General features: G+C 53.7%; 23 protein-coding genes. 22 read left to right on the forward strand and 1 reads right to left on the reverse strand.

The features are described from left to right. The first annotated feature begins 6 nt into the window (after positions 1-6). Genes CSA35_04350 through CSA35_04425 form a run of 16 tightly spaced genes read left to right on the forward strand, consistent with a single transcriptional unit; the run spans position 7 to position 15,034 of the window. Entirely contained in the window at positions 7-453 is a 447-nt protein-coding gene (locus CSA35_04350) for a 50S ribosomal protein L9 (GenBank protein ID PIE54851.1), read from the forward strand. 4 nt (positions 454-457) lie between these two features. Beyond that, complete coding sequence (locus CSA35_04355; GenBank protein PIE54852.1) at positions 458-1,813, forward strand: replicative DNA helicase; 1,356 nt, start codon at positions 458-460, stop codon at positions 1,811-1,813. Positions 1,814-1,825: 12 nt separating this feature from the next. Further along, on the forward strand, positions 1,826-2,758 hold the full coding sequence (locus CSA35_04360) for a chromosome partitioning protein ParB (protein PIE54853.1): 933 nt from the start codon (positions 1,826-1,828) through the stop codon (positions 2,756-2,758). Continuing rightward, positions 2,727-4,523, forward strand: coding sequence for a polymerase (locus tag CSA35_04365; GenBank protein PIE54854.1), 1,797 nt, complete (start codon positions 2,727-2,729; stop codon positions 4,521-4,523). Before CSA35_04360 ends, CSA35_04365 begins: the two co-directional genes overlap by 32 nt. Next, complete coding sequence (locus CSA35_04370) at positions 4,520-5,131, forward strand: hypothetical protein (GenBank protein ID PIE54855.1); 612 nt, start codon at positions 4,520-4,522, stop codon at positions 5,129-5,131. The genes CSA35_04365 and CSA35_04370 overlap by 4 nt, the downstream gene beginning before the upstream one ends. Further along, positions 5,100-6,026, forward strand: coding sequence for a hypothetical protein (locus tag CSA35_04375; GenBank protein PIE54856.1), 927 nt, complete (start codon positions 5,100-5,102; stop codon positions 6,024-6,026). Before CSA35_04370 ends, CSA35_04375 begins: the two co-directional genes overlap by 32 nt. Further along, positions 6,026-7,186 (forward strand): hypothetical protein, encoded by a 1,161-nt coding sequence (locus CSA35_04380; GenBank protein ID PIE54857.1) that lies wholly within the window; start codon positions 6,026-6,028, stop codon positions 7,184-7,186. Before CSA35_04375 ends, CSA35_04380 begins: the two co-directional genes overlap by 1 nt. Further along, positions 7,183-7,662 (forward strand): hypothetical protein, encoded by a 480-nt coding sequence (locus CSA35_04385; protein PIE54858.1) that lies wholly within the window; start codon positions 7,183-7,185, stop codon positions 7,660-7,662. The genes CSA35_04380 and CSA35_04385 overlap by 4 nt, the downstream gene beginning before the upstream one ends. Beyond that, positions 7,659-8,264, forward strand: a complete 606-nt coding sequence (locus tag CSA35_04390) for a hypothetical protein (protein ID PIE54859.1) — start codon at positions 7,659-7,661, stop codon at positions 8,262-8,264. The genes CSA35_04385 and CSA35_04390 overlap by 4 nt, the downstream gene beginning before the upstream one ends. A gap of 1 nt (position 8,265) precedes the next feature. Next, positions 8,266-9,204, forward strand: a complete 939-nt coding sequence (locus CSA35_04395; GenBank protein ID PIE54860.1) for a hypothetical protein — start codon at positions 8,266-8,268, stop codon at positions 9,202-9,204. Next, positions 9,191-9,526 (forward strand): hypothetical protein, encoded by a 336-nt coding sequence (locus CSA35_04400; protein PIE54861.1) that lies wholly within the window; start codon positions 9,191-9,193, stop codon positions 9,524-9,526. The genes CSA35_04395 and CSA35_04400 overlap by 14 nt, the downstream gene beginning before the upstream one ends. A gap of 34 nt (positions 9,527-9,560) precedes the next feature. Continuing rightward, positions 9,561-11,522, forward strand: coding sequence for a type II secretion system protein GspD (gspD, locus tag CSA35_04405; protein PIE54884.1), 1,962 nt, complete (start codon positions 9,561-9,563; stop codon positions 11,520-11,522). Then, positions 11,515-13,023: a type II secretion system protein GspE gene (locus CSA35_04410; protein PIE54862.1), complete on the forward strand. Its 1,509-nt coding sequence runs from the start codon at positions 11,515-11,517 to the stop codon at positions 13,021-13,023. Before gspD ends, CSA35_04410 begins: the two co-directional genes overlap by 8 nt. Further along, complete coding sequence (locus CSA35_04415; GenBank protein PIE54863.1) at positions 13,024-14,175, forward strand: type II secretion protein F; 1,152 nt, start codon at positions 13,024-13,026, stop codon at positions 14,173-14,175. A gap of 39 nt (positions 14,176-14,214) precedes the next feature. After that, positions 14,215-14,634 carry a type II secretion system protein GspG gene (gene gspG, locus CSA35_04420; GenBank protein PIE54864.1) on the forward strand — a complete coding sequence of 140 codons (420 nt, stop codon included), beginning with the start codon at positions 14,215-14,217 and terminating at the stop codon, positions 14,632-14,634. Beyond that, positions 14,573-15,034: a hypothetical protein gene (locus tag CSA35_04425; protein ID PIE54865.1), complete on the forward strand. Its 462-nt coding sequence runs from the start codon at positions 14,573-14,575 to the stop codon at positions 15,032-15,034. The genes gspG and CSA35_04425 overlap by 62 nt, the downstream gene beginning before the upstream one ends. 346 nt (positions 15,035-15,380) lie before the next feature. On the opposite strand, the gene CSA35_04430 is transcribed toward CSA35_04425, so the two are convergent. After that, positions 15,381-17,495, reverse strand: coding sequence for a glutamine synthetase type III (locus CSA35_04430; GenBank protein PIE54866.1), 2,115 nt, complete (start codon positions 17,493-17,495; stop codon positions 15,381-15,383). Between the two features lie 593 nt (positions 17,496-18,088). Between CSA35_04430 and CSA35_04435 the strand changes: the two genes are divergently transcribed. The 6 genes from CSA35_04435 to CSA35_04460 all read left to right on the forward strand — a co-directional run bounded on the left by CSA35_04435 (position 18,089) and on the right by CSA35_04460 (position 24,508). Beyond that, the gene (locus CSA35_04435; GenBank protein PIE54867.1) at positions 18,089-19,375 is read left to right on the forward strand and encodes a YggS family pyridoxal phosphate-dependent enzyme; all 1,287 of its coding nucleotides are present in this window, start codon (positions 18,089-18,091) and stop codon (positions 19,373-19,375) included. Further along, the gene (locus CSA35_04440) at positions 19,369-19,809 is read left to right on the forward strand and encodes a hypothetical protein (protein PIE54868.1); all 441 of its coding nucleotides are present in this window, start codon (positions 19,369-19,371) and stop codon (positions 19,807-19,809) included. The genes CSA35_04435 and CSA35_04440 overlap by 7 nt, the downstream gene beginning before the upstream one ends. After that, entirely contained in the window at positions 19,775-20,275 is a 501-nt protein-coding gene (locus tag CSA35_04445; GenBank protein ID PIE54869.1) for a cell division protein, read from the forward strand. Before CSA35_04440 ends, CSA35_04445 begins: the two co-directional genes overlap by 35 nt. Continuing rightward, entirely contained in the window at positions 20,272-22,326 is a 2,055-nt protein-coding gene (locus tag CSA35_04450) for an ATP-dependent DNA helicase RecG (protein ID PIE54870.1), read from the forward strand. The genes CSA35_04445 and CSA35_04450 overlap by 4 nt, the downstream gene beginning before the upstream one ends. After that, complete coding sequence (locus CSA35_04455; GenBank protein ID PIE54871.1) at positions 22,323-22,775, forward strand: hypothetical protein; 453 nt, start codon at positions 22,323-22,325, stop codon at positions 22,773-22,775. Before CSA35_04450 ends, CSA35_04455 begins: the two co-directional genes overlap by 4 nt. A gap of 272 nt (positions 22,776-23,047) precedes the next feature. Continuing rightward, a complete protein-coding gene (locus CSA35_04460) occupies positions 23,048-24,508 on the forward strand; it encodes a hypothetical protein (protein PIE54872.1) in 1,461 nt (486 codons plus the stop codon). Positions 24,509-24,709: the final 201 nt, after the last annotated feature.

The raw sequence follows: 24,709 nt of genomic DNA on the forward strand, positions 1-24,709 counted from the left end.
CGAAGAATGAAAGTTATCTTGATGGACGAGGTCAGAAAGCTGGGTAAGAAAAACGAGGTTCTGGAAGTCTCCGATGGATATGCCCGAAACTTTCTCTTTCCTCGAAAGTTGGCCATTGAGGCAACGAAAGGAAACTTAAATAAGCTTCAGGACCAAGAAAATTCCTCGAAAAAGAAGGATCAGCAAGCGAGAGCTCAGGCGGAGGAGGAGAGGAAGCACCTTCAGAATCGTCAGGTTACGGTCTCAATGAGCGCCGGAGAGGGGGGGCGTCTCTTTGGCAGCGTGACCACCGCTCAGATCGTTGAGGCGATCAGGGAGCAGTTCGACGTGAACGTGGACAAAAAAAACGTGAGAATTGCCGATGTGGTCAAGACTTTAGGGCATTATCCTTGTACGGTCAGACTATACCAGGGGGTCGAGGCGTCTATGACCTTGAAGGTGGAGGATCGGTAGGGCAGTGAGTATCCCCGGCTACGACCGGATTCCGCCTCAGAACCTGGAGGCCGAACGGGCGGTCATGGGATCGTGTCTCATGGACAGGGAGGTCCTGATCCAGATCTCGGAGTTTCTCACTGCTGAAGACTTTAGAGACAGCAACTACCAGATCGCTTTTGAGGTCCTCTTGGATATGCTCCGAGAGGACCGTCCCGTGGATTCCCTGACTTTTCTGGAGGAGCTTTCACGGAGAGGGCTCTCCCAGCGCCTTGGAGGACAGGCATTCATCGTGGCGGTCATGGACAGTGTCCCCACGACTGCCAATGCCGAATATCATGCCAAGATCGTTCGGGATAAAGCGGTACTTCGGCGTCTCATCTCGGCTGGGACAGCCATTGCCAGGATGGGATATTCGGAGGACCGGGAACTGGATGAACTTTTGGAGGAAGCTGAACGGGCCATCTTCGAGGTTTCCCGTCAGAGGAACGAGGTGAACTTCAAGATGGTCGCCGATGTCCTTGGCCCGACCTTTCACCAAATAGAAGTTCAGTTTCATAATCCAGAGCAGACGGTTACCGGTGTGATGAGTGGGTTCGACGATTTGGACCGCTTAAGTGGGGGGCTACAGGTCGGGAGCCTGAATATTCTGGCGGCCCGACCATCCATGGGGAAGACGGCGCTTGCCTTGAATATCGCTCGTAATGTCGCAGTTCGAGGTAAGCTTCCGGTACTTATATTTAGTCTTGAGATGGGCGCCGATCAGTTGGTCCAACGCCTTTTGGGGGCTGAGGCTCGAGTGAATCTCCAAGACCTTAGAACCGGGGCTTTTGCACGGGAGGATTGGGAAAAACTCACCTCTGCGGCAGGAGAGCTGACTAAGGCTCCTCTATACATCGATGACAGCTCCATGCTGACGACCACGGAGATGCGGGCCCGATGTCGCCGCTTCAAGGCGAAACACTCCTCTTTGGGGCTTATCGTGGTTGACTATCTCCAACTCATGAGCTTAGCTCGGCGGATAGAGAGCAAACAGCAGGAAGTGGCCGAGATCTCTAGGGGGCTCAAAGCCATCGCCAGAGAACTTGACGTTCCGGTGTTGGCTCTGTCTCAGCTGTCTCGGGCTGTGGAGAGCCGAACTGACAAGCGCCCTCAGCTCTCGGACCTTCGAGATAGTGGTGCTATCGAGCAGGATGCTGATCTGGTCGCTCTGCTGTACAGAGAAGCGTATTACGCGAAGGATGTTCCTCCAGATCAGCAAGATGACAGTGCGGTCCTGCACATCGCCAAGCATCGAAACGGGCCTACAGGAGAAGTGCACCTCATGTTCCTGAGGCAGCATACTCGTTTCGAGAGCAAAAGCTCAATGACTTGTTTCTAGGAGGCGAAAAACGTGAATGATCGACAACTGACTGAGATCGAACTTTCTCGGATCCGTACCAACCCTCATCAACCGAGGCGACACTTTGATGAGGACGAGATACGAAGTTTGGCTGAATCGGTTCGAGAGGTTGGACTGATCCAGCCAGTTGTCGTTCGACCAAACGGGGATTTCTATGAGCTCATTGCCGGGGAACGTCGGCTCAGGGCATGTCATGTAGCTGGGTTCGATGCGATTCCAGCTGTGATCGTCGAGGTCCCTGATACAGATCAGCAGATTATGGCATTGGTTGAGAATATCCATCGAAAGGATCTGTCAGCGGTGGAGGAGGCTGCCAGCCTTAAGGAAATCCTGGATCGAACAGGCTGGGGGCAATCTGAGTTGGCGCGTCGGATTGGCCGATCTCAGGCATCGGTAGCAAACAAGTTGCGTCTCCTCAAACTTGAGGAGGCGGTTCAGGCCATGATTATCGAAGGGCATCTGGGAGAACGTGCAGCCCGAGCATTGATTCGTCTCGCTCCTGCCCTTCAGATTGCTGCGGCAAAAAAGGCGGTGGAGCTGGATTACACGGCCAAGGAGGTGGAGCTTTTGGTGACCGACCTCTTGGCTGGGGGGGCTCTTGAACCCAATGGCACCGATACCTCGCGCCAGTTGGAAGGAATACTCATCCAGAAAGAGAAGACGCCGGAGCCTCTCCTTTCCCAGCCTATCGGCCCATCCCGCAACAATGCTCTGTCGTTCAGCGGTCCCGAGGGCCCTACGGGGGAGCTCCTACAGCAGCTGGCGAATCTGGTGGAGGTTCAGAGGAGGAAAGGTGTTCCCGTTGTCTGGAAGGTTCGGGAACTGGCCCAAAGTGAATTAATCGTGGAGATAGTGGTAGACCTGAAAAAACAGCTTCTCATGGAGGAAGGGCGTGTCGAGGATGAGAACCATGAACAGTCGTAATGTATCCAATGAACGCCTTTGGGAGGGGCGGTTGTTTTTCGTCGCCGTCGTTGTTTCCCTGGCGCTTCCGAACCTGATCTACTCCGGGCTCTATTTCTTTCAGACTCTCCACATTATGAAGTGGACCGTGGCCCTGTTCCCTGTTGCGTGTCTCTCTCTGATCACGGGATCGCTGGTGCTCTGGGCAGGCCCCGAGAGAGCTCGTTTTCGGATTGACATTTTTGGATGGGTTTGGTTCGCCCTTTTAATTTACGTGACGCTCCAGCCCCTGTGGATATCTGTTCGATCAGTTCCGACCTTTTATCGGGAGTGGTTTTTCTTCGCCTCTATGTGGGCTTTATACGTTTTGTGCCTCAATCGATTCAAGGATGTATGGTTGACACCCCTGCTATGGTTAGCGACGCTGAACGGAGCGGTCAACGTCGTGTTTGCTGAACTTCAGGTGGGCAACAATGTGGATGTTTTCGGCCCTCTCAAGCTCATACTTCCCACTCCGGGTAATTATATTGGCAACACAGGGCAGCAGAACATGTTGGGACTGTGGTTGGCTATAGTTGCCTTAGGGGCTGTCTTCATCTATCTCCGGCACGGATTGAAGGGTGCGGTGGGGTGGCGTCGTCTCGTTGCTCTGTCCAATCTGGGACTCCTCTCTGTCGCTCTCTGGGGACTGTGGAACAGCACGAGCCGGTCGGCGATCTTGTCGTTTATGGTCGGGGTTGCTCTTCTAGCTCTCCTTATTATTATGGGGCGAGATCGAGTGCGGCTTCGCCGTTTGGGACAATGTCTGGTTTTGCTGGTAGCTGTCCTGACTATTTCGGTTGTTTTGAACCAAGGGCGCTCTGGAGCCCTGCTATACAAGGCGAAAGACCTCATCGAAAACGCTGACACTGTTGGAGGTCGGGAGGGTATCTGGAAGACGTCCTGGACGATGGCTCGTCAATACGGAGTTCGAGGTGTTGGACTCGGCCAGTATAAATGGCACTACCTTGAGTCTCAGGCTGAGGCGTTCCAGCGCTATCCCGATATGCGCTGGCAGTACACCAACTGGGCGCATAACGAGTATCTCCAGTGGCTCTGCGAATCAGGAGTCATAGGGTTTGTTGTTCTGATCGGACTGGGGATGTGGTGGCTTGTCTCCTTCTCTCGGTATATCCTAACTCACCGAGGAAAGCCCTTCGAGGATGGAGTGCTGTGGGGCGGGGCCTTTTCCTTTCTTATCTGGTTCGATGCCCTCTGGACGCGTCCCTTTCATCGGATTGAGGACGCCTTATGGGTATCCCTGGCATTTGCCGTGGTCAACCGGGAGATCTGGAAGTTGCAGGATAATCGACCGACTGTTTCGTTTCTGAGTAGCTCCTGGATCGTTCGGGGTGTGGGAGCGGGCATGGCGATAGCATCCCTGTTTGGGCTGATCTATTTGGGACAGGGGCTCAGAGGCGACGTGACTCTTCGTCGTGCTATGCAGGCTCGAACCGTTGCTGTTCAGCGGGGCCTTTTGGAGAAGGCCGAGAGCTCTCTTATGGTTCGTGATCTTGTGGAACGACAACTTGCCTACCATTACATATCCGTAGGCGAACTTGATCGGGATCCCCGAGCTCTGGCCCATGGGCTCTCTCGCCTGATGAAAACTTTCGACCAGGAACCCACTGCCGAGGATCTTCGCAAGCTTATGAATTGGGCCGGAAAACTGAAAAAGAGGGAGCTTCTGGAAAAGCTGGTTCTCTATCTCAAGCCGGGATCCTACACAATTAAAAGCCGTCCATGATGCGGCGCCGGCAACAGGGCTTCACTTTTGTCGAGATACTGGTAGTTGTGGCCTTAATTGGAGTCATGGCTACCTGTGCTTTGGCCCCTATGGCTCACATGGTTGGTCTCCTCAGAGATTCCCAATCATCCGCAGGAGAACGAGCAGCAGTGGACGATGTTTTCAGGCTTATCTGTCGTGATGTACGAAGTCAGCTGCTTCTCCCTGAACGAGCCTATCTGGCGGTTCGGCATCGCGACCTTTTCGGTGGCAATGCCGACGACCTGCTTGTGGTGGCATCGGGAAGCGTTCTCCAATCGTCGTTGGCACCTGGAGTGATGGTTTATGGCCTCCTTCGAGAGGACTCCCTGGGCATGAGGTCGGTCCTCCCTGGATTGTACCGCTGGGTCTTTCCCGGTAAGGGCATTGAGGATTTGGATTTAAAAGGGACATTCCCTTTGAAAAAGGCTGCTCTGGTCCTCCCGGGGGTGGAATCCTTTCGGGTAGAGGTCTTCGTCGAGAAGGATTGGGTCGATGAGTACTTGGGTGCCATGCCATTGGCTATCCGCATGACACTGGAACGGAGAGGAGAGACCTATGAGACGACGGACTGGTTTCCCATCCTTTGAGGATAAAGGAAGCCCTGGCTTTATCCTCCTCTCTGTCCTGTTGGTTTCCCTGTTTATGATGAGTGCTGCTGTGGGGTTCAGTTGGTTTGTTCGTGACCAGCTTCGTTCTCTAGAGCGAAGACGTGTAGAACTGGAGAGCCGGAATATTGCCTTTATGGCAGTGCGAAACGTCGTTCGGGGCCTGGCCATGGATACATCAAGCTATGACAGTAAGCATGAAAAATGGTTCGGTACTCACCTCATTCCCCTTGGTAATCGATATCTGCTCTCGGTAACAGTCTCGCCGTTGAACGACAAGCTTCCTTTGAGAGCTATCTTTCTTCCAGATGGGATGACCGTCCGAGGGGAAATGAAAGAGCCATGGGAGCTCTTATGGGAGGCCGTTGGACACCCCAAGATGGCTCTGCCTGCTTTAGATTTTATGGATTCGGACAAAAATCCCAGGGTCGGTGGGATTGAGAATGACTTTTTTGTGAACCATGTTCCTGGTGATCCTGGCGCATTTACCCTCTTTCCAGAGATCCCCCCGTCGGCGGTTACTGGTACCAAGGATCGTCCCGGACTTCGTGAGTATCTCACTCTCTGGTGTGGCCAGAAGGTAAACGTGAATACCGCGTCAGCTCAGGTTCTGGCTCTTCTGGATGGTATCGACGACGTGGTGGCTCAGGAGATCGTCGAGCGGCGTACAGAAACCCCTTTTACGAAACTATCGGAGGTGGCTGAACTTCCCGCTTTTTCTGGTTCTCTGGGACCGAGGTTGACCAACTCTCTGGGGACAACCAGCGATTATTTTCTAGTGATCCTCCAAGTCTCCGCTTTAGGTGGGGAGGGCAATAATCGCTCCTACAGAGTCGTAGTGACGAAGGAAACGATACAATCCTGGGAGGAACAATGATGAAGAACATTGGAGAAATCTGGCTGTACCGAAACGGCGAAGTCTCTCGGTTAGCTGAGGGAGATGGTTCCCTTTTTCGTCGTGGGAAGCCGTTTATGTTGGCCTCCTATCGAACTTTGTCGATTCGTCCCTTTGATTACTCGTTTGGTTCGGTCTCAGCCATTCGCGAGGCCCTGAAGATCCAGTATACATCCGTGGTCGGTAGTTGCGATGTAGAGGTATATCCGGTTGTAATCCGACGGGAGGACCGTCGATTTTCTGGTGCAGCCCTGGTGATCCCTAGTGAGGAACGAGCGCTGGTGGAGGATGGAGTTGCCACATACAGAGCATCGTCGATCTGGCCTTTGCCCTTTGCCTTGGTGGCTGAGATCCAGGGAAACGGGGCAGTCGTCTGTGTTGAGGACGATGGGATTATATCTGCTTTGTTTCTTCAGGGAGAGCCCGTTCTCTATCGCTGGCAGCCTCTGTCACGCCGTACTCCTGAGGAAGAACGGGAATGGCTTCTGTCGTACGGGGCGGAGGTCGGTGGAGAAGCCTTGGTTTCAGCGACGATACACGTTGCGGACGAGAAAGATCGTCTCGTTCGTGGGGTGACGGAGACCTTGGCTGCATTTCCGGTCTTGGGGAATTACAGCCTTTCTCGAAGAGGTTTGGACAGTACCTTGGTGCTTGAGGCGCTGAGTAAGGCTGTGCGTGGGTTCTCTCTCTGGCTTATCCTGGCTGGTCTGCTCCTCACTGGAGCAGGATTGATCAGAACCGAGTCGGAACGGAGAGAGCTCGAACGGATGCGAGTGGAGGCTGAGTCGATCTATCGGGAGACCTTCGGGCCTGGCACGATTCGAGACCCTCTCAGTCAGGCTAAGGGGATGCTTCAACGACTCTCAGACCGGCCTGAGCAGCCTGGTCTGGAGGATGCCTTAAGGCTTTTGGGCCGCTCCTGGACGATTTCAGAGCTTGGAAGCCTTCTGACCCTGGATTCGTTGAGATATGGATCCGATGGCGTAGAGCTTATCGGAACGGCAGGGGAGGTCTCGTCAGTTCAGGCCTTTCAAAAGAGCCTGAAGTCCGAGAGCAACTATGCGATTCGACTTGGTGACATCCAGCAGATCCCGGGGGGCGGTCTTCGATTTTCTATCGAAATGAGGTGGTCTCCTCAATGAAGCGCATATCCCTGCCCAGTCTCTCCTGCTTTTCTGGAGGCAACCTGAGGCCCCTTCTTCTTCTGGCTGTGGGAGTATTGTTTTTGGTCGTCGGATCCTCAGTTTGGTCGGGGCTCTCGGCCATGGAAGTCCGATCTCGTCTTCAACAGAGGCGTTTACAGGAACTTCTCCAGGTGATCAAAAGCTACAAATCCTTGCCAGGTAAAGAAGATCGGGCTGCTCCATCAGAAGACCCCATCGTCGTCGTCTCATCTCTGGTGGATTCGATGGGACTCAAGGATAACCTGGTCCAGCTTTCATCTTTGAGCAAGGGTTTGAGTGTCCAGCTCTCTCGACTGTATACGGGTAAGGCTCTGGATTTTCTTCGTGAACTGGAGAAACGAGGGTTGTCCGTGGACTCGGGCGAGCTTCGAGCCGTTCCTGATGGCGGAGAGCGTCGGCTCTCCATGAGTTTGATCGTGGTGGTGGCCCCATGAGACGATTTCGAGCTTTTCTTGCCATTGCGGTAGCGTTAATAACGGGCATCCTTGTCGGTATCCGTCTCTTTATCCCCTGGGCTCTGGGCGCTGAACTGGCCTTTCTTCAGGCATCGTCATATGCCTCGTCCTACGGTGCTGACCTTCAGGTTCTTCGGTTTGGGGACAGGGGAGTGATCCCGACCGTCACCATGAGAGGTCTCTCTCTGAACTCCTCAATGATGGGGAACCTTCGATGTGATGAGGTGGCAGTACGCCCTCTGATCATGGAGTCTGTTCTCCATTGGTCACCGACAGCCCAACTGACCGTTTCTCGAGGAGTTCTCGCGTTGCCCGGTGGAGTCGATCATCGTCTTGATGGAGCCATGACGTGTCTCCTCTCATCGGGAACGATCCTCCTCTCTGATGTCGCTCTTACAGGTGATCTTTCAGCTCAAGGCAGAGTCTCGATATCTCCAGAGCGGGGAAAAATTTTGGAGGCCGACATGGTCATCTCGGTTCCTGAAGACATGGATGGAGCCATGACCGTTCTGTCTCAGCTTTTTCCCATGAAACGCAGTCCCGACGGGACCTGGGCTTTAAGCAGAGAAGGAGGGAAGTGACGTGGCCATATTTACCAAAAAAGGCAGTGCGGCGTCGTTGCTGTCAGCTCTGGAAAAGCTCTTGCCTCTGGTTGGTGCCTTAATCGCTGGGGTCACCTTGGGGGCCTTGGCGGGAGCTTTAATTCAGATGCTGATATCTCCCGTCCTCCTTCAGGAGCGCATTCATCGGCTTGCTTTTATCGAAGCAGGAAACGCCACTGCTGAGAACCAGACGACCGACAGGGCACGAGAACTTGATCTTTTTTTACGTGCCGATCCGTTTCAAGTACCTCGGGGAGAGAAGATTTCTGTCGCTTCCAGTGATTTTCCGCAGGAAGAACGAGTGTTTAGTGTCGATGGGATTAAAGTCGTGGGATCTCTGCCTGGTGTTGCTGCGTGGCTGGACGAGTCGTCCACCGTATCTTTGATTCTTCTGGGACAGACGTATAAAGGTTTTCTATTGAAGGACATTTTGCCTTACAGCGTTGTTTTGAACAAGGACAACGTAAATTACGAGGTCTACATATCGTACAAAGATACGGGGGAAAAGGCCTCATCTGCTATAACCTCTGAACCTAAGCCATCGTACACCGGTGTAGTTGCTTCAGATCCCTCTTCTATGGTTCAGGCTGCTGGCGAAGATTCGGAAGGCGTTGTGGCTCGTGAGCTTGTAGACTCTCTGCTTATGAACCCCTTTGATGAACTAAAAAAGATCCGACTTATCCCCAAGTTCGTCGACGGCAAGCCTGTAGGCATCGAGGTTGCGAACATTACTGACGGAAGTGTCCTGAAGGAGCTGGGCGTTTCGAAAGGGGACGTGGTCAAAAGCGTCAACGGCGTGGTGATCAGAAATATGGGCGATGTTGCCAACGCAATTAATTCCCTGATGGGAGGATCCCGGTTCGAGGTCTCGGTAGGGCGGGGAGATCGGGAAATTATGCTAAACTATGTTGTCAAGTAGACGACAAGAGGGATTCACCCTGCTGGAAGTTTTGGTCGCTGTGGCCATTTTGGGTTTCGTCGCGGCCGGATCTCTTCGTCTTTCTTTGGCTGCAACGAAAACTCTGAAAGCTGTCCAAGCCGAGTCAGTGCTTTTGGATCGTGTTCAGGCCTTGGAGGTAGGACTCCTGACTCATACTGTTTCAGACAGCGGTGAGGATAATGGGTTGCGATGGGAGACCAGAGATCAATCATTATCACTGATGGGTGGTCTATGGCGTCTGACTTTTCGCCGTTTGGAGGCCTCGTTGGATGGCCGAGTTATAACATTGTACATTCCCTAGAGGAGGATGCATCGTGGCTGTAAAGAAAACAGTAATGCTTATCATGGCACTCATCCTATGTGTCACCGTCCCCTCCGTTTGGGCTCAGCCTGTCGACCAAAGCTTGAAGAATGATCAGGACGAACAGAACCTTATTGAGGCTGCTAAGGCCATGCGCCAGGCTGGGCGTGTGCAGTTTAACTTTACGAACCTGGATGTGGTCAAGTTTCTCCGCTTTATGTCAGAACTTCTTCAGAAAAACGTTATAATTTCACCAAAAATATCTGGGTCTGTAACAGTTATGTCTCCCAGAGAAGTCTCTCTTCATGAGGCTAAGAAGATCATGCTGACCACTTTGGCGCTAAACGGTCTTTCCCTTCAGGATATGGGGGATTATTATAAAGTTGTTCAAGGAGGGACTTCTCAAGAGAACTCGGCCCAGCGGGGTAAGGTGGGGCCTGGGTTGGGAGATCAGTTCGTCAATCAAGTTGTTCCTCTTGATTTCATCACCCCAGCTGAGGCCCATCGGGCTCTGCAGCAGGCGGCAGGAAACTTGGTGAAAGTGCTTCCTCTGGCGGAGGATAACGGCGTCCTTCTTTCGGGCCAGGCCGTAGATGTTCAGAGAATGGTCAACCTGGCACGGGCGCTGGATGTTCCTGATGGTATTCGCAGGACTGTAGTAATTCCTGTCGAAAACGCTATGCCGGACCTTCTGGCCCAGCATCTGGCGAATCTGGCCAAGGACCCCGTAGGCCCATTCAGAGGACTTGTGGCCATCTCAGATTCATCGAGTCGGAACCTTATTTTAGTGGGGGATCGAGGGGTACTGGAGAAGGCCAAGAAAGTCGTGGCACAGATCGATGTTCCTCCGGTCTCAGGGGAGTTCCACGTCTATCGACTCAACAACGCTGATGCAGAGGCGGTGGCCAAACAACTGAGCCAAATCCTCGCCGTTGCTGGTCGGCTCCAGCCTGGTGCCAAAGGGGCTTTGCCCACGACAGTTGTTCCCGATATACCAACGAATAGCTTGGTTTTTGCTGCTCCGGAGCACCAGTATGCCAGCCTTTTGAATATCATCAAGCAGCTGGATACCCAGCCCAAACAGGTCATGGTTCGGGGACTTATCGCTGAGGTCAATCTGACTAACCTGAAAAACGCCGGTATTGACTGGGCAACCTGGGGTGGTCAGATCTCGGGTAACGCTGTTTACGCGGCTAATGCCGCTCTCGGAGGGTCCTCGGGTGTGCCCGCTACCTTTGTTGACTGGTTCAAGGATCTGAGCAAAAAAGAGGAGTGGCAGTGGGTCACCGACCCGAACAACCCGAACAAGCAGATTCGAGAGAAGGTGACGAACTACTCGGGGAACGCCTTGATCTTTGCATATGTCCAGTTGTTGCGCAAGTACGACGCCATCAACGTCCTTTCCATGCCCAGACTCATGTGTACCGACAACAAGGAAAGTTCTCTGTTGGTGGGGCAGGTTATTCCTCAGATGAAGGCCTCTACCGCAGAGGTAAACAACCCCAGCGCTGTGCAGAATAGCTACGAGTATAAGGATACGGGGCTTAAACTCAAGATCACTCCCCACATCAGGAGCGGCAACTTGGTCGCTTTGGATATTGAACAGAGCACTGAAGATGTCTTGAGCGCCATGACCAGTACGACTCCCGTAACAGCTAAGCGCGAGATCAAAACCTCGGTTCAGGTTCGTAACGGTGAGACCATCGTTTTGGGTGGTCTGGTAAAGGAGGCTGAAAAAAGTCTTCGCCATAGGGTACCTCTGCTGTCCTATATCCCCTTGGTAGGTGAGTTGTTCAAGAGCTCGGTTAAACAAAGAGAAAAAATTGAGCTCATGGTTTTCTTGACCCCCTACATCCTTGAGACCCCTGAAAAGGCTGCCCAGATGAGCGAGGCTATATCCGTATCTCAGGATCATGGCCTCAGTCGCTCTGAGATCGAGATCAACCGTCGATTCCATCAGATGTACAAAAAGGCGGTGAGAAGCCAGAATGACTAAGGAGGCTCCTCAGACATCCCAATCGGAGGGACTCCCTTCAGCGTCGGCTATCGCTGACATCCTGCCTGATACGGTGAGCTTGGATGGCCTTCGGGCCGACGGAATTCTTCCTATTAGGTGGGAGCATGACCTGCTCATCGTCGCCGTTCCGTCTCTGGATCGGTATGACAGGGCTCAGGCTTTGGGATATGCTTTGGGAGCCGTGGTGGACGTGGAGATATTTGAGGTCTCGGCTATTGTCCAGAGACTTAACGAACTCTATGACCTCAAGAGTGGCATGGCCGACGATGCGGTGAGAGACATGGAGGGCATCGACGACGTTGATGCCTTGGCTCGGGAGGATGTCCTGAGCGACTCGGTGGACGTCCCGGTTATTCGTTTGGTCAACGGTCTCTTCGTGGACGCCATGAAGCAACGGGCTACTGATATTCACGTTGAGCCCTATGAGGATTCGGTTGTGGTCCGATTTCGGACAGACGGAGTTCTGCGGGATCGGCTGACCCTTCCTCGGAGCCACCAAGCTCCTCTGGTGAGCCGGCTCAAGGTTATGGCCAGGATGGACATCGCCGAACACATGACTCCTCAGGATGGTCGTATTGGCATCACTGTAGGCGGTCGGGCTGTAGACATTCGGGTTAACTCCATCCCGACCCAGCATGGCGAGAGAATAGCTCTTCGGCTTCTGGATAAAGGAAGCGGCGTTCTTACCCTGAGGGAGCTGGGAATGGACGATAGAGAGCTCGGTCTCATGGAGCGTATCATATCCAATCCCTACGGAATGATCCTCTTCACGGGACCTACGGGCTCAGGTAAGTCAACCAGTCTCTATGCTATTCTTCAGGAACTAGCCAAGCCGTCGGTGAACGTAATCACCGTGGAGGACCCGGTAGAGTACGACCTCCCCGGTGTAGCCCAGATCCAGGTGAACGAAAAGGCTGGGATGACCTTTGCCTCGGCCCTTCGATCTATCCTTCGGCAGGATCCCGACATCGTCATGATCGGAGAGATGAGGGATTTCGATACGGCTCATATTGGAGTTCAGGCCTCCTTGACGGGGCATCTGGTGCTCTCTACCCTTCATACCAACGACTCAATCAGTGCGGTAGCTCGTTTGGTGGATATGGAGGTGGAGCCCTATCTGGTGGCGGGATCTCTGGTAGGGGTCATCGCTCAGAGGCTGGTTCGGCGGCTCTGTCCCTACTGTCGGCGCTCCGTTGATGTCCCGTCTATGCTGAGACGCCAGGGTGTGAACCACGCTTGGGGGGCTGAAGGGTGTCCTCAGTGTGCAGGGACCGGCTACCGAGGTCGGGTCGGTATCTATGAGCAGCTCCTCATGGACGATGGACTCAAGGAAGCTGTTGCTCGAAACGCCTCGGCTCGAGAGATGCGAGATCTGGCCAAGCCCCAGGGTTTCAGAACTCTTTGGGAAATAGGACTGTCCTTGGTCGATCAGGGTACGACCTCTCCTGAAGAATTGATCCGTGTTGCCGGGGAATCGTAAATGCCTGCCTATCGATATAGTGCTTATGATCCGAAAGGGGCTCTCAAAAAAGGCAGAATAGATGCCCCTGGGAGTCAACAGGCCGCTGAAGCCTTGGCAGTGCAGGGGCTGGTGGTGGTCGAGATGGCCGAGGAAGAGGTCTCAGTAGGGAAAAAATACAGTAAACTTTTGTCCTTAGAGGATCATGAAAATTTCTGCCGATCCCTGTCCACGTATCTGAGAGCAGGACTCCCCCTGATCGAGGTCTTGAGACTTTTGGAAAAACAGGGAGGAAAGCATCTGGGGCTTCTCTACGGATCTCTTCGGCAAGCTGTGGAAGGGGGGCGTCGTCTTTCGGCCGCTCTTCGGGAGACCAGGTGTTTCGACGAAAACCTCTGTTGCATGCTGGAATCGGGCGAACGGGGAGGCACATTGGATCAGGTTTTGAAACAGGCTGTGGGGCTTTTCTCCATGCAGGCGTCCTTGAGACGCCGCCTCCAGAACGCCATGACCTACCCTATCATCATGATGGTCGTGGGCCTGGGTGTGGTGGCTTTCCTTATGGCCTACGTGGTTCCCAAGGTGGCCGTTCTCTTCTCCGATATGGGGCAAGCTCTGCCTCTACCGACTCGCATCCTCATGGCTGTTTCGAGGGGAGTGCGATTTCTGGGTGTTCCGGCGCTTTTGAGCATATTAGTGTTGTTTGTTCTGGTCAAGACGGGACGAATACACCTTCGGCTTCCCTTTTTTCAGGGTATTCGGGAGAATCTCATCCTTTCGTTGGTGGTGTCCAACCAGGCGTCGCTCCTTCGATCGGGGATCCCTCTAGTTCAGGCGCTTCGTATGAGTGCTGTGCTCGATCCTCAGAAGGATCGATGGCTTTCTGTTGCTGATCAGATTAAGGGAGGCCTTCGATTCGAGAAGGCTCTCGAAAAAGACGGAAGTTTCGATGAGGATCTCGTCTACTTCATACGAGTAGGGGAGGTCGGTGGTGATCTCCCAGGATCGTTAGAGCATGTGGCCGAGGTTCGATGGGACCGGGCCAAGTCGAGTATGGATCGGATGACGCACCTGATCGAGCCGGCTATGGTACTGTTTCTCGGGGCAGTCGTGGGTTTCGTCGTTGTGGCGATCCTGCTGCCTATTTTCGATATCTCCAGTTTTGTTCGATAATGGGTTTTGATGATTATCAACCTTCAAGGAGGATGTATAGTGAAAAAACGTAGTGGATTTACCCTTGTAGAAATTTTGGTAGTAGTGGTCATCATCGGACTCTTGGCCACTTTGGTGGCTCCCAGGGTCATCGGTAGGGGTGAAGAGGCTAAAAGGACCGCCACGGAGGTGCAGATCAGGGAAATCGAGCAAGCTCTCGATATGTATAAACTCGATAACGGTATGTATCCTACCACGGAGCAAGGACTGGAGGCCCTGATCACCAAGCCGACGACCTCCCCAGAGCCTCGTCGTTGGAGGAATGAGGGCTATATGAAAAAGCTCCCTCTCGATCCTTGGGGCAAGGCTTTTATATATCGTCAGCCTGGTGATCACGGCGAGTTCGATCTTTTTTCCTGTGGGCCTGATGGCGAAGAAGGCGGAGAGGCTGACGGCAAGGATATCGCAAACTGGGATTAAGATGATCGGGCGGCGTCGGGGATTTACCCTTTTTGAGATCCTGCTGGTTGTAGTTCTCGTGGGGTTTTTGGCAGCTATCTCTGTGGCCAGGCTGGCCCCTCAGGATCCCGATCCTCTGGTGTCTTTGAATCGATATCTGGCTCAGGCCCGGTCGATTGCTCTGGACGGCGGGCCCTTGTTCCTCTCGGTACAGGAGGGGGCTTTGTCCCTCTCGGATGCCTCCGGGAACCCCGTCCCCATAGGTACTCACCTGCCACAGGGTGAATGGCACCTGTTTCCAGAGAGGTTGATCTTTTTCAGGGACGGGAGCTGTTCGCCTGGGACGGTGAAACTCGATGGTGGTTGGGGGCGTGATTCATTTCTTCTGGCCGTGACCGGTCACGTCTATCAGGTTCGGTGATTTCCCGTCGAGATGGCGGCCACGTTAGCCTTCCCAAATGTGATTGCATAAAGAAAAACGGGGCGTCCCTGAACGGATCAGGAGGCGCCCCAGATCTCTTCTCCTACCTGCCTGCTGTTCCCTCAAAAATACCAGCGGAACGCTTAGGAGCAGGCAGGGTGATCATATCCAACGGGGCACTTACTGCCTGTCACGTTTACCCAGCGCCTCGTCAATCGCTTAAATGAACGATCGAAGGCCGAGATACGGGAGCTCAATCCAGAATGAAGAACGATCAGCACAACGTGGTAGATGGTACCCAAATTTGTCGTTCATCTTTGTTGTGTGGTTCATCAGGCAGAGATCTCTAATCCGTCGTGAAAAGATCCCTGTATCGTGGGTATGGCCACAGATCGCCGGCCACCAGAAGCTCAGCAGAATCACTCATTCCTCGGATGGAGGCCATGAGAGGCAATACGTTCTCGGTGATGTCTCTTGCTTTATCCAGTAGCCCTGAGTAGCTTCTCCGTCGTCGCAGGTTGTCTAGTTTTTGAACGCTGAGGATCAGGCCGTTCTTCAGTGTGACAAGTTCCTGAAGAGCTTTTGTCCAAGGGGTGGAGCTCTCGATCAGATTTTCTGGAAGAGCTCTCAGGGCGTTGCTTTCAAGCGTGATCTGCCGTGTAATGGCCGGTAGAACGCCCTCGCGGATCATCGCTGCCAGGATTCCCATCTCCACGTCCACTGCCTTGACGTACTGTTCTATCCTGATTTCGTGATATGCCTCCATCTCCCTCTCGCTCATGATATTCAACTCTGCCATAAGAGCTTTGTTCTCAGGTACCAGGTACTGATCCAGCGCCTCTGGAGTGGATTCGGCCACGGTCAGCCCACGTTTTCTAGCTTCCTTGAGCCAATCCAGAGAATAGGCATTTCCCTCGAATCGGATGGAACGGCTTTCGGCAGCTCCATGGCGTATGGCTTCCAGGGCTGCGTCCGAGATCTCCATGCCGTCGGCGGTGCGCCGTTCTATCATGTCGCTTATTTCCTGCATTCCCTTACTCCAGACTGCCAGAAGAACTGTCAGAGGGCCGGCCAGGGCTTGAGGAGCTCCCACGGGTCGAAACTCGAACTTGTTTCCTGTGAAAGCGATGGGAGAGGTCCGATTGCGGTCGGCATTATCGGCCAGGACCGACGGCAGACGGTTTAAACCAAGGTCCAGAATTGATTGTGACGGCAGTTGATCGGGAAGTCCGCTTTCAATCCCTTCCAATATCTGTGTGAGAAGCTCGCCCAGATAGATGCTCATGATAGCCGGCGGAGCCTCGTTTCCTCCCAATCTGTGCATGTTCCCTGGTGAGGCGATGGAGGCTCGGAGGAGGCCATCGTATCGGGCTGCGCCCAGGAGAAAGGCGGAGAGAAATGTCAGGAACTGTATATTTCTTCGCTGATTTGACGATGGTTTCAGAAGGTTTCGTCCTTCGCTGTCCCGGAGGGATACGTTTAAGTGTTTGCCACTGCCGTTGACGCCAGCAAAGGGCTTTTCGTGGAGAAGCAGCCGAAATCCGTGTCGAAGAGCCATCTTGCGCATAGTTTCCATGAGAATATGATTCTGATCGCATCCCAGGTTCCCCTCGCTGACGTCTGGTGCGAACTCGAACTGACAGGGTGCGACTTCGTTATGTCGTGCTTTGAGTACCTGCCCCAGTCGATACATATCCCTCTCCACATCCTCCATATAGGCCAGAATTCTTGGGTGAATGGCCCCAAGATAATGAGCCTCTACGGTCTGTTCCAGGGGAGATGCTGCTCCAATCAACGTCCTGCCACAGGCCAACAGGTCTGGGCGCTTCCTCGCTTTTTCCTCGTCCACAAGAAAGTATTCCTGTTCTGCTCCCACGGTCACATCCACTGACCGTACGCTTCTGTTTCCGAAGAGTTTGAGAAGGCGCATGGCCTCTTTCCCTATAACATCGATGGATTTCAGGAGGGGCGTCTTCATGTCCAGGGGGGTGCCGTCGTATGAGATGAAGACCGAGGGAATACAGAGAGTTCCCCCCTTGGGGCTTTTGACTATAAATGCGGGGCTTGAGGGATCCCATGTGCTGTATCCTCGAGCTTCGAAAGTAGATCTGATACCGCCCGACGGGAACGATGAGGCATCGGGTTCGCTTCGGACAAGCTCCATACCGTTGAAAGCATCCAATGGAGTCCCTGATTCGTCGGTGGTCAAGAAGGCCACGTGTTTTTCTGCTGTAGCCTCGGTTCGGGGCAAAAACCAGTGGGTGTAGTGGGTTGCTCCCTTGGAGACGGCCCATTCTTTCATGGCTGTGGCGACGAAATCGGCCACGGAAAGATCCAGTTTCTGTCCTCCTTCGATGGCTGTATCGAGTTTTCTGTAGATCTCGTCGGGGAGTCTCTCTTTCATTATTTTCCTATCGAAGACATTCACTTTAAAAATTTCCCTGGGTCTCGTCGTAGCCATAGTATTGCCACCTCTTCTCTCTATTTTGGAAAAAGATAGTTGTTTATATCATCGATTGCCTGTTTTTGCAATTATTATGGCTGTTTTTTTGTTTTTTTAAGTGACATCAGGTGCGAATTTTTGATTTTAAGCTATTTTCGCATGTTTATTTTTTGTGGGGGCATGGAATAGGGTGAGCAGAGAGTGGGGCTCTGAGGTACAATGAATGATGATGTTTTGTGCATGTGAGGAGGAAGTCTGTTGATTTCAGGACGTCAGATGGTCTACCGCTTGTCGGTCACTGTGGTGTTAATTGTCGTTGTCTCTCTGTATGGGATGTGGTGGTGGCATACGTCCGTTGGGGTCCCTGAGATGGCTACGGCGAGGCCGATGTTTCTCCGTCAAGACGTTCCGGTGCGAGCTCTCCTTCTCTGGAGGGAGGAGCTTGTTCGGGCTAGGGTCAAAGGCGCGGTCCACTATACGTATGGTTCAACGCCTGTATTGGTAGGGAAGGGCGATCTAGTGGCCACTGTTTTGAAAAGCGGAAAAAACATCCCGGTGTATGCATCTCGAAAAGGCTATTTTGTCCCTGGACTGGATGGTCTCGAGGGGAGATGGCGATACTCGTCTCTGTGGCCCGGTTCGGCGTCACTACCCGAGATTTCACCGATCATCTGGTTCTCCGACCTCATGGAGTGTCGCTCGGATCGGATTATCGGCAAACTGATTCCTCAACCTCAGACTTTGCGGTGTATTCTCTATTCTTCTTTGACGGATTCACTTCAGTCGGATATACAGGGGGGGGCGGTGGAGATTCGTCTGAATCCTCTGGATGCGCCCTATCAAGGGAACGTCAGGGTTGCTCAGGAGTTTGGTCCGACCGTGAAGCTTTACCTGAACGTGCCGTTTTTTCCCGTCGATATGGTGCAGAGTCGAGAAGTCGTTCTTTATGTCAACCAGGGGGAGGCTCGGGGCGTGGAGATTCCCGAGTCATCGGTGGTGATCCGCGATGGGAAACAGGGTGTATTCGTAGTAAGAAGGGACAGGGCTTCTTTTCACGTTGTTCAGGGAGTGCCAATGGATGGGGGGAATTTTTTCGTCGAGGCTGGATTAAACCCCGGGAGTCTTGTATTATTGAATGGAACGGCTGCACGAGAAGGGAGGGTCCGTCTGTGGTAGACTTTGAAGGACAGCGAGCTCGAATAGAAACTGCCTTGGGGCGGATTGCCGAAGCTGCCCGGCGTTCAGGTCGCTCTCCGAAGGATGTTCGTCTCATCGGGGTCACGAAGACTCACTCTGTGGATCAGATTCTTCCGGCAGCTCAAACTGGTCTTCTGTTAGCTTTTGGGGAAAATCGGGTTCAGGAGGCTGAAGGCAAGATTGAGCTATGGCCTGACGATGTACCCATGGCATGGCACCTTATCGGTCATCTTCAACGCAACAAAGCTAAAAAAGCGGTAGCTCTTTTTGATATGATTCATACGCTGGACAGTCTGCGTCTCGCTGAGGCCGTCGATCGTCTTCTCTTGGAAGCGAAAAAAACGGCGTATCCGGTCCTCATTGAGGTGAATACCTCGGGCGAGGTGTCGAAGCATGGCGTCTCTGAGGACGATGCTATCTCTCTAACAGAGGCCGTACTCTCTCGGTGTTTATCTCTGGATGTGAGAGGCTTTATGACGGTGGGGCCCCTCTCAGACGATAAATCGGCTGTTGCGCGGGCCTTTGCTGCTTTGCGAAAGATACGGGATCGGGCGGTCGTTGCGATGGGACGTCCCTTCCCCGAACTATCGATGGGGATGAGCGGAGATTACGAACTGGCGGTCGAGGAAGGGAGCACCATCGTACGGTTGGGGGCAGCTCTTTTCGGCGAACGGGAACGGAGGCACGAGAAGATATGTTGAATCGGCTTTTTGAACTTTTAGGAATGTCCGATGACTACGACGATGAAATCGTGGTCACATCTCACAAAGAAGGAGAGAGTAAGACTGGAGAATCCCTTCAGGATCTTTCCCAGAGTGAGAGGATGCAGCGGGTGATGAGTCCCCTTCCTACCAAGGCTGAAGTTGTTTTATGTCGAGGGGGCGCCTGTGCCGAGCTGAAAGACGAGCTTATCAGCGCTGTGCGTCAGGGACGCTTGGTTCTTGTGGATCTTCAGGGTGTGGATCTGGACGAAGGCAATGCCTTCCTTTCGGGGCTTCATGAGGTGACCGCTGCTTCTCATGGGGCTTTGCTTCGGGTGTCTCGGACGGCCTTTTTGGCCACGCCGGTGAAGACTGCCTGTGAAGAGTGGGTTATAGGCGATCTGCCGGACTCTCAGGAGGTTCCTGGTGTCTAGTCTTGTAACGGTATTGGATATTGAGAGTATCACCTTTTCCAAGGCTCTTCGGGGGTATCAGCCTGAGGAGGTAGAGGCGTTCCTGGACAGGGTGGCCGATACTCTTCAATATGTGGCCGAGCGTCAATCAACTTTGGAGCAGGAGATTCATCGGCTTCAGGAAAAACTTGGTGAGTATGATACCCTTAAGGAATCTCTCCAAGAGGCTCTTCTGATGGCACAGCGCAGCTCGGAGGAGCGGGTTGGTTCGGCCAAGAAGGAGGCCGATGCCATCGTGGCTGAAGCCAAAAGTCGGGCCGAGGGCCTGATTGCTGAGGCCCGTAACGCCAAGGAGGACATCCTGCGCGAGTATGGTGATGCCAGAAAAAACAGGGCCATGTTCTTGGCAGATTTCCGGTCGCTTCTGGCTCGTTTTGCGAGTTTGGTCGATGATTCAGAGCGGAAGGACGAGGAGGGATTCCCCTGATCGACCTGGAAAGGTCCATCCATTCCCTTAGTGGAGTGGGTCCCGTTCGAGGGGCTCGGCTCGAGAAGCTGGGTGTTCGAACAATTGGGGACCTGCTCTTTTTTTTCCCACGTCGATATGAGGATCGTCGGAAACTGACCGCCTTGAAAGACCTGTGTCCCGATAGCACAGCAGGCTCCGTGGCCACGGTGGTCTCCGTTGAGAATCTCATTTCTGGTCGAAAAAAAATGCCCCTGACCCGGGCCATGCTCAGCGACGGTCTTTCTCTGGCTTCTGCTCTATGGTTTAACAGAAAGGGACTGGATCGGCTTCTCTCCTCTGGAACCTCGGTAGCTCTTTTCGGACGAGTGTCTGTTGATCGAAACCTTCTTCAATTCGTCGCTCCTGAGTTTGAGATCCTCGAGAATGGTCAGGTTCCGAGGATCGTTGGTACTATCGTCCCCGTCTATCCTCTCACGGCAGGTTTAACCGATCAATGGTTGAGAAGCGTGGTGGCCCGATTGCTGGAGGGGGATCTTGACCTGTTTGATCCTCTCCCTTTGGATTTTAAAAAGGATCTTGAGTTGGCGGCGTTGGAGGATTCGGTTCGAGAGATGCATCGTCCCTCGTCTCCTGACGCTTGGAGGACGGCTCGGCGGCGTCTGGCATTTGACGAACTTTTCGCTCTCCAGGTTGGGCTTGCCCTTCGGCGTCGACGATTCTCTCAGAGACGAGGTGCCCCGTTTCTGCCTCCCAACGGGGTTCTTCGGAGACGGATTGAAGACGAGCTTCCCTTCGATCTCACTGAGGACCAGCGGTCTGTTCTGTCTGAGATTGCGGAGGACCTGTCTTCTGACGTCCCAATGAATCGTTTGCTCCAGGGAGATGTGGGTTCAGGCAAGACCGTGGTGGCTCTCCTGTCCATGCTTCAGGCGGTTGATGCCGGGTATCAGGCGGCCTTTATGGCGCCTACCTCCATCCTTGCCCAACAACATGGCTTGCGTCTGGAGACCATGCTGGCTCCGATGGGTGTGTCGGTCGTTACCCTTACGGGAGGAAGCGGTTCCCGTCGAGAAGAACTTCTGGAGGCCATCGCCCGTGGTGATGCCCATATCGTCGTTGGAACCCATGCCCTGATCCAAGAGGACGTGAGATTTGCCCGTCTGGGGTTGGTCGTTATCGACGAACAGCATCGATTTGGCGTCCTCCAGCGGGGTTCTTTGGGAAAGAAGGGGCTGGATCCTCACGTTCTGGTCATGACGGCGACCCCTATCCCCCGAACGCTTGCGATGTCCGTTTACGGAGATCTGGCTGTGTCCGTGATCCGATCCATGCCTTTGGGGCGAATGCCAGTGAAAACCCGATGGATCGCTTCTCACAGACAGGACGACCTCTACGGATTTATGGCTAGAGAGATGGATAAGGGGCATCGGATTTTCTGGGTATGCCCCATCATTGAGGAAAGCGAACACCTGGATGTTCGTCCTCTGGATGAACGGTATCAATCGTTGACATCCAGGTTCGGAGATCGGGTAGGGATGCTCCACGGTCGAATGACGTCGAACGATCGCTTCCAGGCGCTGGAAGCCTTTGCGTCGGGAAAGAGGCCTCTTCTGGCATCCACCACTGTGATTGAGGTAGGGGTCGATGTTCCGGAGGCCACGGTTATGGTTATCGAAAACGCTGAGCGCTTCGGTCTCTCCCAACTTCATCAGCTTCGGGGTCGAGTGGGGCGAGGTGACGTTCAGTCCTGGTGTTTCCTGCTTGGTTCTCCTGGGACGTCCAGGGGAAGCAAGCGGCTCGATGCCCTTTGCTCCTCCTCCGATGGATTTGCCATAGCCGAGGCTGACCTCGCTATTCGAGGACCAGGTGAGATATGTGGCGTTCGTCAGCACGGAGTTACCGATTTTCAGGTGGCCGACCTGGTTCGGGACGTTGAGCTTCTGGTGCTGGCTAGAAAACGCGCTTTTCAGCTGATTCAGGAGGATCCGAACCTTAAGGCAATGCCAGCCTTGGGGGAGTTGGTCTACCGGCGATATGGCGAAAAACTGAATCTGGCGGCGACCCCATGACGAGCGCAGACATCGAGACCTACCTTCAAAGGCTCCTGGTCCGAGGGGCGTATACCCGTCGAGAACTGGAACGGAAGTTAGAGCGTCGAGGCTGCCCTGTCGAGGTCGTTTGTGCGCTTCTGGATACCTATGAGTCCCTCGGGCTGGTGAACGATGATGCCTATGCAGTCCTCTTTGTGGAGGGGCACCCCGAATGGTCCCGCCGAAGGCTTCAGGATGATATGCGGGCCAGGGGGCTTTCAGTGGATGTAATTAAGCGGGCTATGGATGATATCGTCGTCGATGACGACGATCGTGCTATGGGCCTTGCTATGGAGTGGTTTGACAGAGGGTTGAGCGTCCGTCAGATTGCTGGGCGATTGGAACGCCGGGGATTTCGTCGATCCTCCGTTCTGGCTTCTTTGGATCAGATTGATCGTCCTCAGGAAGTCTCTCGTAGGAACGAGTGAAATTTTCAGTTGGTTAATGTGATTGTCGTCATCTCCTGAAATCATGTCATCCGCTTCTTCTGAGGCTACGGAACTGGAGAGCTCTCGCTTGAGCATGGATGTGGCATTGATGCAACAGAGCTTCGAGATGCCGAGTTCTGGTGTGGTCTGTGAGGTTGTTGTGTCCGACTCCATCGGTGTGGATGCTGTGAGGCATTCGATATCGGCTTGGGGAAACATTTTGAGGAGGGGCTTGCTATGCCGGATTGCCCAGAAACACATAAGGATTTGTTATGACAGATTCGGGTCCTGTGAATCAAGACGGATGGAATGCTAATGGAGGAAGGGGATCGAAAGGACTCGTTTTCTTCAGCTCTGCGATCTGGAGCAAGTTTTTAGGATTGGGGGTGCTTCTGCCTGGATTTTTATTTGCTGTCTTGGAGGCATCGTGGGCGGGGAATCCCATTCCTGTGGAAAGGGGAAACATTGAGTCTTTTGGTGACGGCCGGTTGGCCAGGATCCTGGAAATCGCATCGCGGAGCAACCCCAATATCGCCGCAGCCGTGGAGAAGATTGTCCAGGCCCGAGAGGATGTCTGCAGTGCAGCGGCAGTGATGAGGCCGAATGTTGGCATCGGGGCCTCGGCCCGGTATGAAACTGACAGGAATACCTTTAACGCCTCGTTGAACCTTATCCAGACCCTTTATGCTGGAGGCAGCCTGAAGGCAAACCGCCGTGCGGCGAAACTGGCACTCTCAGCCGTAGAGTCGGAGAGTGCCAGAACGTATCAGGAGATTTTGAACGAGGTGAGAGTCCGCTATTACGATTGCCTGAGGGCGAAAGCGAAGATTAGGGTTGCGGACGAGGCGTTGATGCTTGCCGAAGAGCACAAGCGTCATGCCGAGAAGCTTTTTAGGCGAGGGATGATCCCGAGAGGAGACGTCCTTCGTGTGGATGTGTCCATCCATCAGGGCAAGATCGAGCTGGTCTCTGCGAGGAGCGAATTTGAGGTGAACTGGGCTGCGCTGGAACATGCAGTGGGCTCGACATTGGCAAAGGACGAAATTCTTGGAGCTCCAGGTATGGAGGATGAATCGGTGTTGCCGGACAGCTTCGAGTCCAGAGACATCGTCGGTATGGCTCTGACTCAGCGTCCGGAATTGAGGGCCTACCGTTTTTACGGGGAACGTGCCGCTCAGCTTACCAAGGCCGCCTCTGGGCAGCTGCGGCCTAAAGTCACGTTATCGGGACGCCTGAACTCGGATCGTGACGACCGCTCCTGGGCCGATGATCGGTGGTATGTCCAGATCGAGGCGCAATGGGCGCTGTACGATGGGGGGAAAGGAGCTTCGGCTGTCCGCAAGGCGAAGGCGGCAGCGCGAGAGCTGTTGTATGTTCTGGAGGACCTCTCGTCTCGAGTCAAGCAGGAGGCGATTCAAGCGGGGATAAGGCTGCGTTCGGCTCATGAACGTCTGGATTTGACCAGAAAACAGATGGCGACGGCGCAGGAGGATTATCGAATGGCTTTCCGTCGTTACGAGGCCAGGCTCGGTTCGAACATTGACGTTCTGGACGCGAAGCGAGCTCTGATCCAGAGTCGCATCGAATATGTCGATGCGGTATACGATATCGCCACGGCCCGGTCCAATCTTATTTGGACAACGGGCGATGATCTGCCGCCGGAGTCGCTTTTCCGTAGCGACAGGGAACGGAAAACCTCTGAACTTGGTTCTGTTTCGGATGTAGTTTTTTAGAGGTGCCCTCATATGAAAGCGTTTTACTTGCATACTTCCGACATTGTTGAAGATGCCTCTCGTCATCTGCGATCCCAAAGGCGATCCTCATCCGGCCAACGTCTTCGGTGACGTAGTGACGCCAGAAGGGCTGACATTTAGCAGCAACGGTCCAACTAAGCTTGTTCCATGTTTTTCAGCGAACGGACCTCCTCCAAAGTC

Source organism: Dethiosulfovibrio peptidovorans (assembly GCA_002748665.1).
In the GTDB taxonomy this organism is placed as follows: domain Bacteria; phylum Synergistota; class Synergistia; order Synergistales; family Dethiosulfovibrionaceae; genus Dethiosulfovibrio; species Dethiosulfovibrio peptidovorans_A.

Excerpts from the sequence above, each read along its gene's own strand:
- CSA35_04390 (PIE54859.1), top strand. The coding sequence starts at position 7,659 with ATGAGACGATTTCGAGCTTTTCTTGCCATTGCGGTAGCGTTAATAACG.
- CSA35_04435 (PIE54867.1), top strand. The coding sequence starts at position 18,089 with ATGGCGATACTCGTCTCTGTGGCCCGGTTCGGCGTCACTACCCGAGAT.
- CSA35_04375 (PIE54856.1), top strand. The coding sequence starts at position 5,100 with ATGAGACGACGGACTGGTTTCCCATCCTTTGAGGATAAAGGAAGCCCT.
- CSA35_04440 (PIE54868.1), top strand. The coding sequence starts at position 19,369 with ATGTTGAATCGGCTTTTTGAACTTTTAGGAATGTCCGATGACTACGAC.
- CSA35_04400 (PIE54861.1), top strand. The coding sequence starts at position 9,191 with ATGTTGTCAAGTAGACGACAAGAGGGATTCACCCTGCTGGAAGTTTTG.
- CSA35_04430 (PIE54866.1), bottom strand. The coding sequence starts at position 17,495 with ATGGCTACGACGAGACCCAGGGAAATTTTTAAAGTGAATGTCTTCGAT.
- CSA35_04350 (PIE54851.1), top strand. The coding sequence starts at position 7 with ATGAAAGTTATCTTGATGGACGAGGTCAGAAAGCTGGGTAAGAAAAAC.
- CSA35_04460 (PIE54872.1), top strand. The coding sequence starts at position 23,048 with ATGACAGATTCGGGTCCTGTGAATCAAGACGGATGGAATGCTAATGGA.
- CSA35_04370 (PIE54855.1), top strand. The coding sequence starts at position 4,520 with ATGATGCGGCGCCGGCAACAGGGCTTCACTTTTGTCGAGATACTGGTA.
- CSA35_04380 (PIE54857.1), top strand. The coding sequence starts at position 6,026 with ATGAAGAACATTGGAGAAATCTGGCTGTACCGAAACGGCGAAGTCTCT.
- gspD (PIE54884.1), top strand. The coding sequence starts at position 9,561 with ATGCTTATCATGGCACTCATCCTATGTGTCACCGTCCCCTCCGTTTGG.
- CSA35_04455 (PIE54871.1), top strand. The coding sequence starts at position 22,323 with ATGACGAGCGCAGACATCGAGACCTACCTTCAAAGGCTCCTGGTCCGA.
- CSA35_04385 (PIE54858.1), top strand. The coding sequence starts at position 7,183 with ATGAAGCGCATATCCCTGCCCAGTCTCTCCTGCTTTTCTGGAGGCAAC.
- CSA35_04415 (PIE54863.1), top strand. The coding sequence starts at position 13,024 with ATGCCTGCCTATCGATATAGTGCTTATGATCCGAAAGGGGCTCTCAAA.
- CSA35_04410 (PIE54862.1), top strand. The coding sequence starts at position 11,515 with ATGACTAAGGAGGCTCCTCAGACATCCCAATCGGAGGGACTCCCTTCA.